General features: G+C 63.4%; 13 protein-coding genes. 4 read left to right on the top strand and 9 right to left on the bottom strand.

The window, feature by feature from the left end; translation table 11 throughout:
- Positions 1–1,656: a thiamine pyrophosphate-binding protein gene (locus N7E70_RS05385; protein WP_263005748.1), complete on the bottom strand. Its 1,656-nt coding sequence runs from the start codon at positions 1,654–1,656 to the stop codon at positions 1–3.
- On the bottom strand, positions 1,646–2,422 hold the full coding sequence (locus tag N7E70_RS05380; protein WP_158282797.1) for an SDR family oxidoreductase: 777 nt from the start codon (positions 2,420–2,422) through the stop codon (positions 1,646–1,648). The genes N7E70_RS05385 and N7E70_RS05380 overlap by 11 nt, the downstream gene beginning before the upstream one ends.
- Before the next feature lie 167 nt (positions 2,423–2,589).
- Between N7E70_RS05380 and N7E70_RS05375 the strand changes: the two genes are divergently transcribed.
- Positions 2,590–4,047: an aldehyde dehydrogenase family protein gene (locus N7E70_RS05375; RefSeq protein ID WP_263005747.1), complete on the top strand. Its 1,458-nt coding sequence runs from the start codon at positions 2,590–2,592 to the stop codon at positions 4,045–4,047.
- 671 nt (positions 4,048–4,718) lie between these two features.
- On the top strand, positions 4,719–5,945 hold the full coding sequence (locus N7E70_RS05370; protein WP_263005746.1) for a cyanate transporter: 1,227 nt from the start codon (positions 4,719–4,721) through the stop codon (positions 5,943–5,945).
- 130 nt (positions 5,946–6,075) lie between these two features.
- Here the strand turns inward: N7E70_RS05370 and nadE are convergent, their stop codons facing one another.
- The 5 genes from nadE to N7E70_RS05345 form a co-directional block, all read right to left on the bottom strand.
- Positions 6,076–6,894 (bottom strand): ammonia-dependent NAD(+) synthetase, encoded by an 819-nt coding sequence (gene nadE / locus N7E70_RS05365; RefSeq protein WP_263005745.1) that lies wholly within the window; start codon positions 6,892–6,894, stop codon positions 6,076–6,078.
- Positions 6,895–7,099: 205 nt separating this feature from the next.
- Entirely contained in the window at positions 7,100–8,293 is a 1,194-nt protein-coding gene (locus tag N7E70_RS05360) for an amidohydrolase (protein WP_263005744.1), read from the bottom strand.
- Positions 8,294–8,341: 48 nt separating this feature from the next.
- Entirely contained in the window at positions 8,342–9,112 is a 771-nt protein-coding gene (locus N7E70_RS05355) for an amino acid ABC transporter ATP-binding protein (protein WP_371746464.1), read from the bottom strand.
- Positions 9,112–10,080, bottom strand: coding sequence for an amino acid ABC transporter permease (locus tag N7E70_RS05350; RefSeq protein WP_192313365.1), 969 nt, complete (start codon positions 10,078–10,080; stop codon positions 9,112–9,114). The genes N7E70_RS05355 and N7E70_RS05350 overlap by 1 nt, the downstream gene beginning before the upstream one ends.
- A 5-nt stretch (positions 10,081–10,085) precedes the next feature.
- A complete protein-coding gene (locus tag N7E70_RS05345; protein ID WP_263005743.1) occupies positions 10,086–10,991 on the bottom strand; it encodes a transporter substrate-binding domain-containing protein in 906 nt (301 codons plus the stop codon).
- 260 nt (positions 10,992–11,251) lie between these two features.
- Between N7E70_RS05345 and N7E70_RS05340 the strand changes: the two genes are divergently transcribed.
- Positions 11,252–12,166, top strand: coding sequence for a LysR family transcriptional regulator (locus N7E70_RS05340; RefSeq protein ID WP_263005742.1), 915 nt, complete (start codon positions 11,252–11,254; stop codon positions 12,164–12,166).
- A gap of 55 nt (positions 12,167–12,221) precedes the next feature.
- On the opposite strand, the gene N7E70_RS05335 is transcribed toward N7E70_RS05340, so the two are convergent.
- Together N7E70_RS05335 and N7E70_RS05330 are read right to left on the bottom strand one after the other, a co-directional pair.
- On the bottom strand, positions 12,222–13,700 hold the full coding sequence (locus N7E70_RS05335; protein WP_263005741.1) for an amidohydrolase family protein: 1,479 nt from the start codon (positions 13,698–13,700) through the stop codon (positions 12,222–12,224).
- 118 nt (positions 13,701–13,818) lie between these two features.
- Complete coding sequence (locus N7E70_RS05330) at positions 13,819–15,387, bottom strand: ABC transporter substrate-binding protein (protein ID WP_263005740.1); 1,569 nt, start codon at positions 15,385–15,387, stop codon at positions 13,819–13,821.
- A 193-nt stretch (positions 15,388–15,580) separates the two neighbouring features.
- Between N7E70_RS05330 and N7E70_RS05325 the strand changes: the two genes are divergently transcribed.
- Positions 15,581–17,056 (top strand): amidohydrolase family protein, encoded by a 1,476-nt coding sequence (locus N7E70_RS05325; RefSeq protein WP_263005738.1) that lies wholly within the window; start codon positions 15,581–15,583, stop codon positions 17,054–17,056.
- Positions 17,057–17,104 lie beyond the last annotated feature (48 nt).

Here is a 17,104-nt window from a genome sequence, read left to right as displayed (position 1 = left end):
CTACGAGATGTAGGCCATGTAAGGGCTGATGACGCTGCGCACCGGCACCTGGATCAGCGCCGGCTTGCCGCTGGCAATGGCGTCGGCAAGGGCCTTCTGGATGGCATCGGCATCGCGGGCAAAATAGCCTCGCCCGCCCAGTCCCACGGCAACCTTTGCCCAGTCGCGACGCGGCAGGTTCATCTCGTAGGTTTCACCGAAGCTCTGTTCCTGTGGCAGGGCGATCGCCCCCCACATCTCATCGTCGAGCACGACAATGATGAATGCCCGACCGTAGCGTTCGGCGGTATCGAGTTCCGAAATGTGGAATCCAACGCCACCATCGCCGACGAACACGATTACCGGCGCATCCGGATCGGCAAAGCACGCGCCCGCGCCATAGGGAACCTCGGCCCCAAGGGCTCCGGACTGGCCGGCGCGGAGATAACGGCCCACTGCCGGAACACGCAGCCGCGCATCCGCCCAGAAGTCGATATTGCCATGCGAGGTGACGAAGATCGCATTGTCGGGCGCAGCAGCACTTACCGCATCTATCGCAGCGACCGGGTGAATGCCTGTGGCATCGCCCTCGCCCAACTGGCTTTCGCGCTCGCTCTGCCAGGCCGTGACCAGGCCGTCGTTCCAGAGCCGATCGATCTGCAAAGGTGACATCTCGGCAACGACGTCGAGAAAGGCTGCAGGCGATGCGGCAATGGCGATATCGGCCTGCTTGTTGCGATGCAGCAGTTCCTGGTCGGAACAGACCTGAATGATGCGGGCGTCCTGGCCAACCGTGTCGCCGAATTCGAGATCGAATTCGAAATGATGGCCGAGCAGCAAAATGCAGTCGGCTTCCTTCATCGCCCTTCGCACCGTTGCATTGCAAGGCGCGTAGGCAGGTCCCATCCACCTGGGGTGCCGCTCATCGACGATGCCGCGTGCAAGCCGCATCGTGGCGAATGCGAGGCCGTGCTTTTCGACCACTTCCGTGATCCGATCGGTGCGGTCCCAGAACAATTCATCGCCAAGGACAAGCAGCGGTCTCTTGGCCTGCGCCAGCAGGGTGCGCGCTGCGTCGGCATCACGTGCGGGCACGCCGGCAATGCCGGGCATCGGCGGACAGGCGCTCGCCACCTCGGTGCTCAGCGGAGTCGACAGAATGTCTGTCGGCACCTCGAGGAACACAGGACCGGGCCGACCGGCCCACATCTTGCGCCAGGCAATGTCGAGATATTCCTGCAGCCGGTTCGGATCGGTGCAGCGCGCAGCCCATTTGGTGACCCCCTTCATGATCGGCAGGACATCATAGGCCATTCCGGCGCCACGTTCGGCCGACTTGGTACCGGCCTGGGCTCCGACGATGATGACCGGCGTGCCGGCGAGCATGGCGACGAGCCCTGGCGTAACCGCATTGGTAACGCCGGGTCCGAGCGTGACGACCGCAGCACCGGCCTTGCCGGTGACCCGCGACTGGGCCTCGGCCATAAAGCAGGCTGCGGCCTCGTGGCGGGCATGGATGAGCGGAAGCCCCTGATGCGCACAGGCACGATAAACCGAATTGATCGGCCCGCCCGAAACGGAAAAGATGTTCTGCACGCCGACGGCCTTGAGCCAGGCGACGACGGCTGCACCGCCGTCCATGGTTGCGCTCTTGGCGGACTGGTTCTTAGTAAGCACGAGATTTTCCTCCGTCGAGGGCGATGGCCGTGCCGGTAATGAAACCGGCCCGCTCGGAGGCGAGCGTGGCGACAATCGCGCCGAAATCATTGGGGTCGCCGAACTTGCCGACCGGCACTTCTTCAAGCCACAGCGCTTCCGCCGCCTTACGGTCCAGACCGTCTCGATCCATGCTCGACTGGATCAGATACTCCATGCGGTCGGTGGCAAACGGCCCCGGACAGAGGCAGTTCACCATGATGCCTTCATGGGCGAACTCGATGGACAGCGACTTGGCCAGGCCGACCACAGCCAGGCGCACCGAGTCCGACAGAACCATGTTGGGCTGGACCACCTTCACGCCGACCGTCGTAATGAAGATGATGCGGCCCCAGCCGCCGGCCTGCATGTGCGGCAGCACCGCGTGAGAGAGCTCGACAAGCGGCAGAAGGCTCTCGTTCAGCGCCTGCTCCCATCCATCGCGTGAAACGCTGAGGAATGGTCCGGCAGCAGGACCGCCGGTATTGCCGACAAAAATGTCGAGGCCACCGAAATTGGCCACCACCTCGTCGACCGCCGGCTTGAGCGTCGTACGGTCCGTCAGGTCCATCTTGACCGCAATTGCATCGGCTGCACCCGCATCAAGCAGTTCGCGCACAAGATCCTGCATCGCTTCGGTGTTGCGTCCCGCGACGGCAACCCACGCACCCTCGGCGGCCAGCGCCAGGGCAGAGGCTCTGCCAAGCCCGCGGGAAGCGGCTGTAACCAGCGCGCGCTTACCTTTCAAACCAAGCTCCATTTGGCCCCTCACTCCCGTCTTTCGATGAATTCTGGCTACCAGCGTGTAAACACGTTGTCAATTACTGTAGACAATCTTTTTTATTTTGCATACAACGACGATGGAAAAGTTGCCAATCCGGCAGCAAGCAGAATGCCCAACCCATGGAGATTCACGTGACTGACCGCGCCTTCATTCCAATCGTCGTCGGCAATAAGGTTCTCAACGAAGGCTCCGACGGCGTCGGCCAGTCTTTCGACCCGGCAACGGGCGTGCTGGTCGCCGAGTTCGCACGTGCCGGAGCAGTTGAAGTCGACATGGCAGTCGCCGCGGCGCGCGCGGCATTCGACAATGGACCCTGGCGGCGCATGCGTCCGTTCGAGCGTGGTCGCATCCTGCACCGCATCGGCGAGTTGATGCTGCAGCGGCGCGACGAGATCGCCCGCAAGGAAAGCATCGACAGCGGCAAGCCCCTGCGCGACTCCTATTGGGAGGTCGACTGCTCGGCCCGCTTCTTCGAATTCTATGGAGGTGCCGCCGACAAGCTGCATGGCAGCTCGATCCCGCTTGGGCCCGACTGGTCGGACTGGACAGTCAAGGAGGCGATCGGCGTCAGCCTCCACATCATTCCGTGGAACTACCCCTTCCAACTCATCGCCCGCGGGGTTGCGCCGGCGCTTGCCGCCGGCTGTGCCGTCATCATCAAGCCGTCGGCCGACACGCCCGTCACGGCCTATGAGTTCATGAAGATATGCCAGGAGGCCGGCCTGCCCGAGGGCCTGGTCAATCTGGTCAACGGCCGCGGTTCCGTTGCCGGCGACCTGCTCGCCCGCCACAAAGGGGTCGACCAGATTACCTTCACCGGCTCCGTGCCGACCGGCGAGCGCGTACTGGTCGCGGCCGCCTCGCACGCCATCCCCTGCAACATGGAACTCGGCGGCAAGTCACCGCAGATCCTGTTTGCCGACGCCGATCTCGACAAGTCGCTGCCGATCGTCGCCGGCGGCTTCCTTACCCATTGCGGCCAGGTCTGCAACGCCGGAACCCGGCTGTTCGTCGAGCGCTCGATCCACGACCGCGTCGTCGACAAGCTGCATGCCCGCATCAGCGCGATGACGCTCGGCGCCGGCGTCGACGATCCGGACATGGGGCCGCTGATAAGCAGGGCGCACAAGAGCGATGTCGAGCGCTATTATGACATCGCCCGCAAGGACGGCGAACTGCTGCTCGGCGCCGACCTGCCGAAATCGGCTTCACTCGCCGAGGGCGCCTTCGTCAGGCCGGGCCTGGTTATAGGAGCCAACAACAGCACCCAGATCGCACGTGAGGAAATCTTCGGGCCGATCCTGACCGTCATTCCGTTCGACACCGCTGAAGAAGCCGTTGCCGGTGCCAATGACTCGCCCTTTGGTCTTGTCGCCGGCATCCACACCACCAACATCAACAAGGCCCTCGGCGTCGGCGAGAAGCTGCGTGTCGGCCAGGTGTGGATCAACGCCTTCGGCGTCGGCCTGGATGTCGAATTTCCCTTTGGCGGCTTCAAGCTGTCGGGCTTCGGCCGTGAAAAGGGTCTCGAGGCGCTTAGCGCCTACCAGCAGGTCAAGAACTTCGCGATCCATCATCCGCTTGCCTAACTGCCCCCCCGACGGCCGGTGGGTCCATCGGCCGTCACAAACCTTCAGAAAGTGTGTCGGCGCTAGGCCATACCGTACGGGCTCCGCAGAGGCTGCTTTCTCAGTGGCGGCGGCAGGAGTGCTCGGTGCCCGGCCGCCGGCGAGCAGCGTCGGACAAGCCATACGAGACTTCCTCCTCGGTGCCAAAGTCAACCGTCACCGGCTACGGGAGGCAGCGCCGCCGCAGACTCATCAGCCCCCTGCACAGGTTTCGAAGTTCCCGAAATCCCTGTTCATATTGGTAAGCAAATACAACGTAAACTTCTGCATAGCCTCAACAATTCGCCGTGGAAAATCGACGAGAACTTGGCGCTGGCCGCGAGATCATCGAGTGAGACCCGTTCGCAACGAACCGCACACCACAGCGGATTTTCCCGTAAGTTCGATCTCCTCGCCCCATGGTCCCGCTCCAGTCGTGCGGCGTGGTCATGCCTGCCATTGGGAGTGCGCATGTTGGCCATGAAAACATCTAATTGGCGCATGCGGCGCACAACGGCTAACCGTCAGCCTATGTGGCGATCATCCTGTGGCAGCGAACGGCATGCCAGGATCGTCGAGATGCTGATCAACACGCCGACGACCTCTACCGCTCCAGGACGGCACGTTCGGCTGCCGAGGGATAGCCCACGCAAATGGACAAGACCAAGACTGCGTGGACAAACCAACGATGGACGATGCTCGCCCTCGTCGTAATGATCGGCGTCAATCTACGACCCTTCATCACCGCACCAGCCACCCTGCTCCCGTCCATCGTCGAAGACACGGGCATGGGATATGCCGGCATCTCGTTGCTCACTTTGCTGCCGATGGCGCTCATGGGCATCGGTGCCTTTGTCGCGCCGGCCATTCAGGCCATGGTCGGAACACGGCAAGGGTTGCTGGCAGCACTCGCCTTGCTGATGGCGGGGTCCTTGCTGCGGTTCGTCGCCTTCAATGACGCTACGATGATCCTGACGGCCATTCTGTGCGGTGCGGGCGTCGCCTTCGTCCAGGCCGTGTTTCCCGGGATCATCAAAGCTCGCTTCCCTGCAAGCGTACCGACGGTCACCGGACTGTATTCGGCCATGATCATGGCCGGCGGCGCGGTTGGCGCGCGGCTGATGCCTGCGTTGGCAAATGCAGGATACAGCTGGCGGGCGGCTCTCGCCTGGCTGGCGGCGCCCGTTTTCGTGGCGTTGCTGGCCGCCTGCCGCGTCCTCGCCAATGCGAAAGCGACGGGACCTGCCAGGCCGATGACAAGGCTGCTTCTGCTGCGCCCGCGCACCTGGGCACTGATCGCGGCGTTCGGGCTGGTCAACAGCGGCTACTCGTCGATGGTGGCCTGGCTTGCACCCTACTACCAGGCCCAGGGCTGGACGAATTCGCAAAGCAGCAACCTGGTAGCCATCATGGCACTGTGCCAGGCGGTCTCGGCCTTCGGCCTGCCTTTCCTGGCCCGCGGCGCAAACGATCGGCGACCCTGGCTCTTGTTTACGGCCGCCGTCCAGATCATAGGCTTCCTGGGCCTGGCATGTGTTCCAGCACCCTGCGCCTGGTTATGGGTCGCACTCTGTGGCGTGGGCCTCGGCGGCAGCTTCGCGCTCGCCATGGTAACCGCCCTCGACCATCTGCCCCGCCCAGATCAGGCGGGCGCACTTGCCGCGGCCATGCAAGGGGGCGGGTTCCTGATCGCGGCGCTGGGACCTTACGCCATGGCACTGATGCATGGTTTTACTGGGAGTTTCGCGACCGGCTGGGTCATGCACGCCATGCTCGTAACCGCAAGCGCGCGCGTCTATTTCCGTTTCGATCCCAGCCGTTACGGCGAGGTCATGGAGCCGATCGAACCATATCGATCCAGTCCCTCTGCGGCTGCCTAGTTTGACAGCGCATTGCCTTCCGGTGACGCCCGGAAGCACGGTTCGGAGGATGGATCTGCAGCATGCTTTTGGCCGCTAGCCACAAGCACCACCAACAGCGCATTCAACAAAGAATGGGGTCGGCAAGCGCTTATTCCGGCGCGACCGGCAAGGCACGTTTGTGCGCTGTCGCCAGATGCATCGCGAGGATCCGGTGGCGGGCCGGTTCGGCAATCGATTTGCCTTCCAAAAAGTCGTCGATGTTGTCGTATGTCACGCCATACACCTCTTCGTCGGGCCGCAGCGGCGCATCGTTTTCGAGGTCTGCAGTAGGCACCTTTTCGATCAGTGTCTGCGGTGCGCCAAGATGCGCGGCGATCGCCCGAACGCGCCGCTTCGTGAGACCTTGAAGTGGCGTGATATCGGCAGCACCGTCGCCGAACTTGGTGAAGAACCCCATCAGCGCCTCTGCCGCATGGTCGGTCCCGATCACCAGGCCGCGCACGGCACCCGCCAGTGCATATTGCGCAATCATGCGCTGGCGAGCCTTGATGTTGCCCAGGTGAAAGTCCAGCCGGGCCGGCTCGAAGAGGTCACCTGAATCACGACGGACGTCCGCCAACATGGCGTCCGCCGCCGGCTTGATGTTGATCGTCACCGTGCGGTCCGGGCCGATCGCATCGAGCGCAGTCTGGGCATCGGCCTCATCAGCCTGGATGCCATAGGGCAGGCGAACGGCGATGAATTGCGCCTCATGACCGTGGTCGCGCAGGCGCCGGACGGCGGCTTGCGCCAGCATCGCAGCAGTCAGGGAGTCGACACCGCCGCTGATCCCGAGGACATAGGCGCGCATCGCGGATGCCCTGAGATAGTCAGCCAGAAACGTGATGCGCCGTTCAGTCTCCGCATCGGCGTCGAAGACCGAAGCCACGCCAAGGGTCCGGATGATGTCAGCCTGTAGCTCAAGCACGATGCTCGCTCCCTGTTTGGCGTGGCAGTGCCAGCTCTGGCGAAAGAAGTTCAGCTCGCGCAGGTAATTCGCGAAGTACCGGCAGTGTCAATGCCCCTACATCGAGAAGGCATTGCCGACTTGCCGGACTTTCACGAGCCGAGGCCGCGCAGCCCTCTGGGGAAGCTGACGCGGCCTGTTCTGGTCATTTCGGAGTGCGAGGGGCTCAGACCAGCACGTCGCCGTCGCGGGCGACGATGCGTCCGCCCGAAATGACCAGCTTGCGCGGGGGGCAACGGATCAGCGCATCGGAGACGTTTTCGGCATCGACCAGCACGATATCGGCGCGCGAACCCGCGACCAGGTCATGCACGTCGCGTCCGACAAAATGCGCGCCGCCCTTGGTTGCCAGTTCCACGGCAGCAAGGAGTTTGTCGTCATGGCGCAGACCGCTCAACCGTGCGAACTGATGCGCGACGCGCAGCATGTCGCCATCGCCGAAGGGCGACCACAAATCGCGGGTGCCGTCGGTGCCTAGCCCGAGAGGCACGGAACGTTGCCGCATCTGCTGCCAGGGAAGCGGCGCCGTACCGCCCATGGCAACCGTCGTCCATGAAACACCCGCTTCCGCGAGCTTCTCGACGATCTCCTCCTGGACGTTCTGGGGCAGCGTGCCGAGCACGAAGCCGTGCGAGATGGTGACGCGACCCTGCAGGCCGGCATCGATCGTGCGACGCATGACCTGACGAAACTCGTAGACGCCGAGCGAGCCGAACTCGTGCAGGTGGAAGTCGAGCCCGACGTTGCGCTTCACGGCGATGTCGAAGAGCCCGTCCAGCACAGCCTCGACATTGCCGTCGATGGTACCAGGGTCGAGGCCGCCAATATTGTCCGCGCCCGCCTTTGCCGCCTCGTCGAGCAGCTGCATCACGCCGGGGCGGCGCAGCACGCCGTCCTGCGGGAAAGCGACGGTCTCGACCTGGATGGCATCGCCGAGCTCGGCCTTTGCCGCCTCGACGCACTCCAGCCCACGCAACCCGACGCCCAGGTCGACGTCGACATGCGTGCGAGTTGCCGTCGTGCCGTTGCGCACGAACTGGCGCAGCACGGCGGCCGAGGACGCAGCATTCGGAACGCCATACTTGTCGCGCTGGGCGCGCTCGTTGGCGATCCAGCCTTCGACGGTCGGGCGGTCGGAGTAGGTGTAGCCGACCCAGGGCTTGCCCCACCAGCTCTTGTCGACATGAGCATGGGTGTTGACGAAGCCAGGCATGGCAAGCAGGCCGTTGCCGTCGACGTCGCCGGCTTCCGCCTTCGAGGCCGGGCGTATGCCGGCAATCCGGTCACCCTCGATCAGGATGTCCACCGGCTCGGCGCCCCACGGGCGCACGTTGGACAGCGCGTAACTCTTGTCTTTCATCATGTTGGTCCTTGAATTGTCGTCATACGGTCGCGGTCGGACCGAAACTCAGCGGACGCGACGCAGGAATGCCGCGGTCCGTTCATGCCTTGGGTTGTCGAGCACATCGCGCGCCGGCCCGTCCTCGAGAACGCGGCCCTGGTCCATGAACACCACCCGGTCGGCAACCTCGCGGGCGAAGCCGATCTCGTGCGTGACGACCAGCATCGTCATGCCTTCTTCGGCCACCTTTCGCATGGTGGTGAGCACCTCGCCTACAAGCTCGGGGTCGAGTGCGCTGGTCGGTTCATCGAACATCATCAGACGCGGTTCCATCGCCAGCGCCCGGGCGATGGCCACGCGCTGCTGCTGGCCACCCGACAGCTGGCTCGGATAGGCATCGGCCCGCTCGGACATCCCGACAAGCGCAAGCAGCTTCTCGGCCTTGTCGATGCTCTCCTTGCGCGGGCGCTTCAGGATCTGCACCGGGCCGTAGACGACATTCTCCAGGGCGGTCATGTTGCCGAAGAGATTGAAGTGCTGGAACACCATGCCGATATGCTGGCGCGCCTTGGCGACGGCGCGCTCATGCTGTTCGTAGAGCACGCCGCCGCGAAGCTCGTAGCCGATGCGTTCGCCCGCCACCTCGATCAGACCACCATCGACAGGGTCAAGGTGGTTGATGCAGCGCAGCAGCGTGCTCTTGCCCGAGCCGGATGGCCCCAGGACGCAGACGATCTCGCCCTTGCGGACCTGGATGTCGACGCCCCGCAGGACATGGTTTTCGCCGAGCCACTTGTTGACGCCCTCGACCTTGAGCATCGTGTTTGTCGCACCCATCACGCCGTCCCTCCGCTCACGGCGACGGTCACATTTGTGGTCGTCGGACGTTGCTTCTTCCGGCGCGCCTGGCGCGACCCCGGCTGGCTCACATTGAAGTGCTTTTCCAGGAAGTGCTGGCCGATGCTGGCGACGGTGACCAGGAGCAGGTACCAGAGCACCGCGACGATCAGCAGCGGCAGGATCTTGAAGTTCTGGCCATAGACTAGTTGTGCCCTGGTGAGCAGGTCGCTGCCGCCGATGACGGAGACCAGCGACGTCGCCTTGAGCATGCCGATGAACTGGTTGCCCGTCGGCGGGATGATCACGCGAATGCTCTGCGGCAGGACGATCTTGCGAAGCGCCTCGCCGCGGGTCAGTCCGAGGCTCATTCCCGCATCGATCTGTCCGGCCGGCACCGACAGCATGCCGCCGCGGATCACCTCAGCCATGTAGCCGGACTCGGCCAGCGACAGCGCGATCAGACCGGCGGAAAATCCTGAGATGAGGCTGTTCGTGCTGTACCCGAAGATCGTCGGGAACAGCACCGCGAGATTGTACCAGAGCAGCACCTGCACCAGCATCGGAACGCCGCGGAAGAACCAGACATACCCACGCCCGATGACGCTCGCGACCTTGTTCTGGCTCTGCATCATCAAGGCGATGACAAAGGCGAGCACGATGGAGATCAGCATCGCGAGCACGGACAGCTGGATCGTCACCCCGACGCCGCCGAGAATGACCGGATGGAACATGAATTGAGCAGCCACGCCCCACTCCATGTTCGGATTGCCGGCCTGGGAAACCGTGAACATCGACAGCAGTGCCGCGACAATCAGGGCGGAGACGATCTGCCCGTATTTCATGCGTTGCTTGGCGCGCACAGGCGCAGATTGCGTTGCGGGCTCTTCGCCCGGCCGCCGCACATAGTGCGCGACGACCGGGCTGACTTCGCTTTGCTCAGAGCCCTCGAAATTGAGGTGCGACATGAGAGTCAGTCCTTCGCCAGATTGACCCCGTAGTCTTCGAGTTTGATGACTTCGACCTTCCAGTCGGCAAGGATCTTGTCATAGGTGCCGTCTTCATGGATGGCCTTGAGTGCCGCGACGAAGCCGTCACGCAGCGCGCTCTCCTCCTTGTTGAAGGTCATCCCGAGATAGACCTTCGGCTCGAACTCGATCGGCAGGGAGTCGAGCACATCGCCGGTCTCGCGCATCAAGACGGACACGGCCAGGTCAGGCCAGATCATCGCATCGATGCGGCCGGAGGTGAGGGCAAGGTTCTTGTCGCTGCTGTTGGGGTAGGAGACGAGCTTCGTCGGTTCCTTGCCTTCGGCAGTGCATGCCGCGGCCATCAGGTCGACCAGACGCTGCGCGTCGCTGCCCTTGACGTCACCGATCGTGATGCCGCAGCCGCCGTTTACCGCACCCGTTATCCCCTTCGGATTGCCCTTGGCGATCATGAACACCGAGCCGGCCAGCTGGTAGTCGATGAAGTCGACCTTTTCCTGGCGGTTCTTGCGGTCGGTCATGCCCGCGATCGCTGCATCGAACTTCTTGCTCTGCATGCCGATAAGGATCTGGTCGAAGGGCACCTTGTCCCACTGGACCGGCAGGCCGAGCTTTGCTGCCATCGCCTCCATGAGGTCGACATTGTAGCCCTTGATGGCGGACTCGCCGATCGGAGTGAAGTTCGCGGGCTCGAAGTCGGGCTGGGTGGCAATCACCAACACGCCCTTTTCGCGATACTTCTCAGGCACAAGCTTGGCCAGCGGGGCGTCCGGCTTGAACCCGGCCTCCGTGGCGCCAGCCGGGCTGTAGGCGGCACCACCGAGCAGAGTCAGGCTCGCTGCCGCTGCACCGATGGCCATCCGGACGCGATGCTTCCAAGGGTATGACATTGCTATTTCTCCTCCGTCTGTTGCAACCGATAAACCGTGGGCCTCCTCCGGCCGCACGTCGGTCAGGGGTTTGCGCTACGATCGGCTTACGGTCTCGGCAGTGGTCTTAGGGACACGGCGGGCAGGCGTGGCGCGAACCCGGAAATGACCTGTGTCGGAGCGTGCTCTGGTCATGCAGTCCAATCTGTCCGAGATGGCTAAGGCGTTAGCAGTCAGCAATTCTCAGTAGCTTCAAATTAGAGCATTTGAAAATTAAATAGATGGATGATATCCATTCGGAAATTCAATTCGAAGAGAATGGGCAGCACGTGCTCGATCCCCGCCTTCTCCGCGCCTTCATCGGCATCCTCGACACGGGCAGCTTCACCCGTGCCGCAGAGCAGCTGCACCTGACGCAATCGACGATCAGCCAGCAGCTCGCCAGGCTGGAGGAGACTGTTGGCCATGCGCTGATTGATCGGGAAGCAAGACCGATCAGCGCCACCGCCTCGGGCGAGCGCCTGCAAGGCTATGCCCGCCGCATCCTCACGCTTCAGCAGGAGGCTCAGGCCGCGCTGGGCGATCCTGCAGGCTTGACGGCCATTCGCATTGGATTGGCAGAAGACATCTTCGACGGCCCGATGGCGGCCTTGTTCCGGGAGTTCGCGCAAGGACGCCGCGAGATCAGGATGGACGTGACATCAGGGCTGAGCCGCGACCTGACCCGGCGCTACCGGGATGGCGAGTTCGACATCGCCGTGGTCAAGGAGCCCGCCCCGAGCGCGGATGCGCGCGCGTCCTTCCCCGAGCCCATGGCGTGGCTCGAGGCGGTCGATTCCGATCGCGACTGGCCGGACCCAATGCCGCTGGTGGTCTTCTCACCGGGCGGCCTGTACCGCGACCAGATGTTCGAGCGCATCGAACGGGAACGCCGCCGCTGGTATGTCGCCTTCTCGAGCAGCAGCCTTCTGAACATTCTTGTGGCTGTCGAGGCTGGCTTTGGCATCACCCTGCTACCCGTCGCAACCACCCCCGGAAGACGGGTCAAGACTTACGCGCCGTTCGGCACCGAACCACCGATTGCCGTCTCCATTTACTCCTGGGAGCAGACCGGCCCGGTCAAGGAACTTGTCGACTGGATGTCTGCCATGCTGGGCCTGCGCGCCAGCGCGACCAACGCCATCATCCAAGGCTGATCAGCACAATTCGCAAGCCGCCTGGCGCGGGCATCAGCCGACTGCCCCGTCCTGCTCAATTCAGGATTGGATAGCTCGGCGCGAAGATCTCCGACACCGGCGGATGCTCAAAGCTTCTGTCGGGATACTTGGCGATCAGCCCTTCGAACTGCTGCTGGGCGCGTTCGCGGGCGGCACGTATATCGAAACCTGCGAGCTTGCCCTCGAACATCGACAGGCGTCCGTCGACGAACACCGCCTGCGTGACCTTGCCCGAGCCGCCGAGAACCAGTGTGGTGATCGGATCGACAGTTGGCGTCATGTAGGGGTCGTCGAGGCGGAAGATCGCGATGTCGGCCTTGGTGCCGGCGGCAAGCCGACCGATATCGGTTCGGCCCAGCGCCTTGGCGCCGCCCAGCGTGGCGGCATCGTAGAGATCCTTGCTGAGAACGGCGTCGGATGCCTTCTCGCTGATCCGGCATCCGACAAGTCCCATCAGCAGGTTCATCAGGATGTCCTGCGGTGCCGTGTCGGTTGCCATGCCGATGTTGATGCCGAGCTTCCGGCAGGAGGCGAAGGAGTTCAGCGTGCTGCCCATGCGCGCCGACACCAGTGGCGAGTGCGCGATGGAGACGCCGTTTTCGGCATAGAGCTTCAGGTCGTCGAGCGAGGCATGGGTGCCGTGCGGGGTGATCAGTCGCTCGCTCAACAGGCCATGATCGCCCATCCAGCGCGGCCCAGACACGCCATGCAGCTTGTGCATGGTGTCGAGCTCGAGCTTGCCCTGGGCCATATGCAGCCGCACCCGGCAATCGAGATCACGCGCCGCAGCCATCGTCCGCTGCAGGACTTCGAGCGTGCAGGTCTCGACCCGGTCGGGCGCGAGCATGCCGTTGACCAGCCCGCCATACCGGCCGTGCTGGCGCTCGATGAAGGCTATCGCATCGTCGAGACCGGCCAGCCCTCGTGCCTCGTCGAAGTCAGGCACGATCTTGCCCGGCGCCTCCAGCACCATGCCGCCCGAGCGGTAGGCGGGGCTGAGAAACACGCGAAGACCGAGGTCACCGGCCGCGTCCGCTGCCGCATCGAATTCGGCTGCCGTCTCGCCCCATTCGCGATAGTAGAGCGAGGCAATAGGAGCTGCCGACGTGACGCCGTTGAGCAAGGACAGGCCGAAGGCGAACTTCTTCTGGAAGGCCAATTCCTCGGGCGAATACATCTCGTAGGGTCCACGCTCGACATAGGAGCGCGGCCAGATGCGGCCCTTGGCCCATCCAGGCTGGTTGTCGTGGACGAGCACATAGGTGTCGATGTCGGACAGCGCATCGAGGTCGATCAGGCCGGGGCTGATCAGGGCTGCGCCGAAGTCGATGCGTCTCGCCACCTCGCCATCGAAGCGGCGGCCGGCGAAGATGACCTCGCCCCCTTCGACCACCAGCTCTCCGCGCGGCACCAGGCGATGCCCTTCGCCGTCATAGGCAAGCAGCCAGTCGGCGGTCATGAGGGTACGGCCGGCCGGCCGCTGGCCAAGGGTCAGCTCTTCGGGACGTGTCATCGCCAATCCAATCTGAAGTCGTCGCGCCTGCCGGCGAGCGGGCGCTGCCAAAGAAAGGGCGCTTCACCTTTCAGGATGAAGCGCCCAGGTCTTCTTGGGAGTTACGGTTTGGCTGGGCTTAGTCGCCGGCCATCTGCGTCAGCCAGTGGCGCGGCTTGTTGTCCGAGCGGAAGTCGACGCTCTTGACCTTGGCCTGCGTCGCCCAGGCGATCGGCTGCTGGTGCAGCGGAACGAGGATCGTGTCGTCCTTGGCGATCTTGAGGGCTGCTTCTTCCAGCGCCAGGCGCTTGGCGACATCAGGTTCCTGCACGGCCTGCGCAACCAGCTTGTCCAGCTCCGGATACGACCATCCGCCATAGTTCGAGACGCCGACCTTGTCGTTCTTGGTCGACAGCACTTGGGCTAGGATCGAGTAGGCGTCGAGCGTCGGCTCGTTGGCCCAGCTCAGGTTGAACATGTCGGCCTTGCCCTGCGTGCGCTTCGGCGATTGGACGGCGCGCGGCGCAATGTCGATCGAGACGTCGAAGCCGGCGCGCTTCAGCATATTGGCGATGCCGGCGCAGAAGTCCTCCTCGTTGATGCTCTCGTCGTTGGAGCACATGTAGGTGAACTTCAGGCCTTCCTGGCCGGCTTCCTTGAGCAGCGCCTTGGCGCGTTCCGGATCGGCCTTGCTGTAGGTGTCGAGCGACTTGGCATAGCCTGCGATCTCAGGCGCGATCAGCGAGCCGGACGGCCGGGCGAGGCCGCGCATCACCTTGGCGTTGATCAGGTCGCGGTCGATCGCAGCCTCGACGGCCTGACGTACACGCACGTCGTTAAACGGGCTGGGACGACCGTCTTCCAGCTTCTCCTTGCGGTTGAAGCCGAGGAAGACCGTGCGGAACTCCTGCTTCTTCAGCACCGTCAGGCCGGGCGTGCTTTCGAGACGCGGCAAATCCTGGATCGGCGCGGAGTCGACGAGGTCGACTTCGCCCGACAGCAGTGCTGCGACACGGGTCGCCGGCGAGGCGATCGGCATGTATTCGATGCGGTCGAGATTGTGCTTCTTCTCATCCCACCAGAGATCGTTGACCAGCAGCACGGTCTTGCTGTCGGCGACGCGGCTTTCGAGCTTGAAGGGGCCCGTGCCGTTGGTGTTGTGGGTGGCGAAGCCTTCCGTCTTGGTGTCGACGGCGGTCGGCTTCTCCGTGTTGTTGTCCTTCAGCCACTTGCCGCTGAACATGAAGATGTTCGTCATGTCGTTGAGGAACAGCGACGTCGGCGCCGAGACCTCGATGTCGACCGTGTGGTCATCGACCTTCTTGCTGCTGACGTAGAGCGGGATGTTGCCGCGTAGCGGCGAGGCCGGATCGGTGACGCGGTTGAGCGAGGCGATCACGTCGTCCGCGGTGAAGTCGGCACCGTTGTGGAACTTGACGCCCTGGCGCAGGGTGAAGCGCCAGACCTTGTTGTCGATCAGCTCCCACTTGGTCGCCAGCGCCGGCTCGATCTTGAAGTTGGCGTCGTAGCGAACCAGGCCCTCATAGATGTGGTTGAGGAACGACAAGTTGAACGTCGACGCGATCGAATCAGGATCGAGCGAATAGATATCGGCGCGGCCGCCCCAACGCAGGGTTTCGGCACTGGCCGGTGCCGCGATGGCGATTGCTGCAACGGCACCGAGAATGAGTTTCTTAAAGCGAGACATTTTACCTCCCAAGGATCGCGCTTACTGGAACCCACCATCGATCTGATCGACAGGATTGTCAACAATCTTGTTGACGCAATTTCGCTGAATCGGTAGCAAAATTACGTCGGGTGACGCTGACGCCATGCGGCGTCGAGCCAGCCGACGGGGCTGCCAGAAGGCCGGCGGCCAGCGGAAATGGAGGAAAAACCGCATGAGCGATCTGCTGTTGCTGCACGGAACCATCGTCACCGTCGACCCCGATCGACGCATCATCGAAGACGGCGCAATCGCGATCAGGGATGACAGGATTGTCGACATTGGTTCGGCGAGCGAGCTCGAACCACGGCATCAGGACAAGAAGGCTGTCGACTGCCGTGGCAAGCTGATCATCCCCGGTCTCATCGACGCCCACGGCCATGCCGGACACGTGCTGATCCGCAGCATCGCAGCAGACACAAACTCGATGTGGATGCAGATCGTCACCCCGACCTACTACCACTACATGACGCGCGACTATTGGTATGCCGACGGCCTGGTATCGGGCCTCGAGCGCCTGCGCGCCGGCGTCACGACAGGTGTCAGCATCATCGCGTCGATGCCGCGTAGCGACGATCCGGTCTTTGCCAGCAACCATGCCAAGGCCTACGGCGAGATCGGCCTGCGCGAGATCATCTGCGTCGGCCCGGCCGGCCTGCCCTGGCCGCATCCGGTCACACGCTGGGAAAGCGGCAAGCCGGAACGCCGACACATCTCCTTCGAGCAGATGATCGAGGGCGCAGAGGCAACGATCCAGCAGCTGAACGGCAGCGCCGATGGACGCATCAAGGTGTTCCTGACGCCCTTCACCATCGTGCCGTCGCTCGATCCGTCCAACGCCAGCACACCGGACCGGGCGGTCAAGCTCACCGACAATGACCGCATGCAGGCCCGCCGCGTGCGCGAAACCGCCCGCAAATGGGGCGTTCGTATCCACTCCGACGCCTTCGCCGGCCAGATCCGCATGGCCTTCCAGGACAAGGAAAACGCCATCCTCGGACCCGACGTCCACCTGCAGCACTGCTGGGGCATATCACATGAAGAGGTCGACATTCTTGCCGAGACCGGCACCTTCGTCACGCACGCCCCACCCGGCCGCTCGACGCCGATCCTCGACATGATCTCCAAGGGTGTGCCGGTTGCCGTCACCTCCGATGGCGTCTCGCCGAGCCGCCACTTCGACATGTTCCAAATGGCGCGGCTTGCCCAGTACACGCAGCACCTGCTGCACAATCACGACCGCTATTTGCTGCCGCCGGGCAAGATGTTCGAGATGATCACCATCGACGCCGCGAGAGCACTCGGCATGGACCACGAGATCGGCTCGCTGGAGGTCGGCAAGAAGGCCGATATCGCCATCATCAACATGCGCCAGCCGCATCTGACGCCGAACTGGATGGTCGTTCACCGGCTGGTCCAGCAGGTTCTCGGCAGCGACGTCGACACCGTCATCGTCGACGGCAAGATCCTGATGGAAGGCGGCAAGGTGCTGACCACCGACATGGAACAGGCGCTCGATTTCGGCGAGCGCGAGGCGCAGGCTCTTGTCGAACGGGCAGGCCTTAAGGCACACATGCACGACCCCGCCTGGGGCAAGCTCTATCGCACCTTCGAGGAAGCGGTGGTGCCACCGGCGCCACCGGTTCTGTAAGCAGGCATCCATGGCCGCCTGCCGAAGCAGGCAGCCATCCTCCGCCAA

Source organism: Aminobacter sp. NyZ550 (assembly GCF_025628925.2).
GTDB classification, from domain to species: domain Bacteria; phylum Pseudomonadota; class Alphaproteobacteria; order Rhizobiales; family Rhizobiaceae; genus Aminobacter; species Aminobacter ciceronei.
The sequence above is the reverse complement of the archived record's forward strand: the minus strand, read 5'-3'. Positions and strand labels throughout refer to the sequence as shown.

Bases quoted from the DNA above. Each gene is read 5' to 3' on its own strand.
- N7E70_RS05370 (WP_263005746.1), top strand. From the start codon at position 4,719: ATGGACAAGACCAAGACTGCGTGGACAAACCAACGATGGACGATGCTC.
- N7E70_RS05360 (WP_263005744.1), bottom strand. From the start codon at position 8,293: ATGAAAGACAAGAGTTACGCGCTGTCCAACGTGCGCCCGTGGGGCGCC.
- N7E70_RS05355 (WP_371746464.1), bottom strand. From the start codon at position 9,112: ATGGGTGCGACAAACACGATGCTCAAGGTCGAGGGCGTCAACAAGTGG.
- N7E70_RS05350 (WP_192313365.1), bottom strand. From the start codon at position 10,080: ATGTCGCACCTCAATTTCGAGGGCTCTGAGCAAAGCGAAGTCAGCCCG.
- N7E70_RS05345 (WP_263005743.1), bottom strand. From the start codon at position 10,991: ATGTCATACCCTTGGAAGCATCGCGTCCGGATGGCCATCGGTGCAGCG.
- N7E70_RS05340 (WP_263005742.1), top strand. From the start codon at position 11,252: ATGGATGATATCCATTCGGAAATTCAATTCGAAGAGAATGGGCAGCAC.
- N7E70_RS05335 (WP_263005741.1), bottom strand. From the start codon at position 13,700: ATGACACGTCCCGAAGAGCTGACCCTTGGCCAGCGGCCGGCCGGCCGT.
- N7E70_RS05330 (WP_263005740.1), bottom strand. From the start codon at position 15,387: ATGTCTCGCTTTAAGAAACTCATTCTCGGTGCCGTTGCAGCAATCGCC.
- N7E70_RS05325 (WP_263005738.1), top strand. From the start codon at position 15,581: ATGAGCGATCTGCTGTTGCTGCACGGAACCATCGTCACCGTCGACCCC.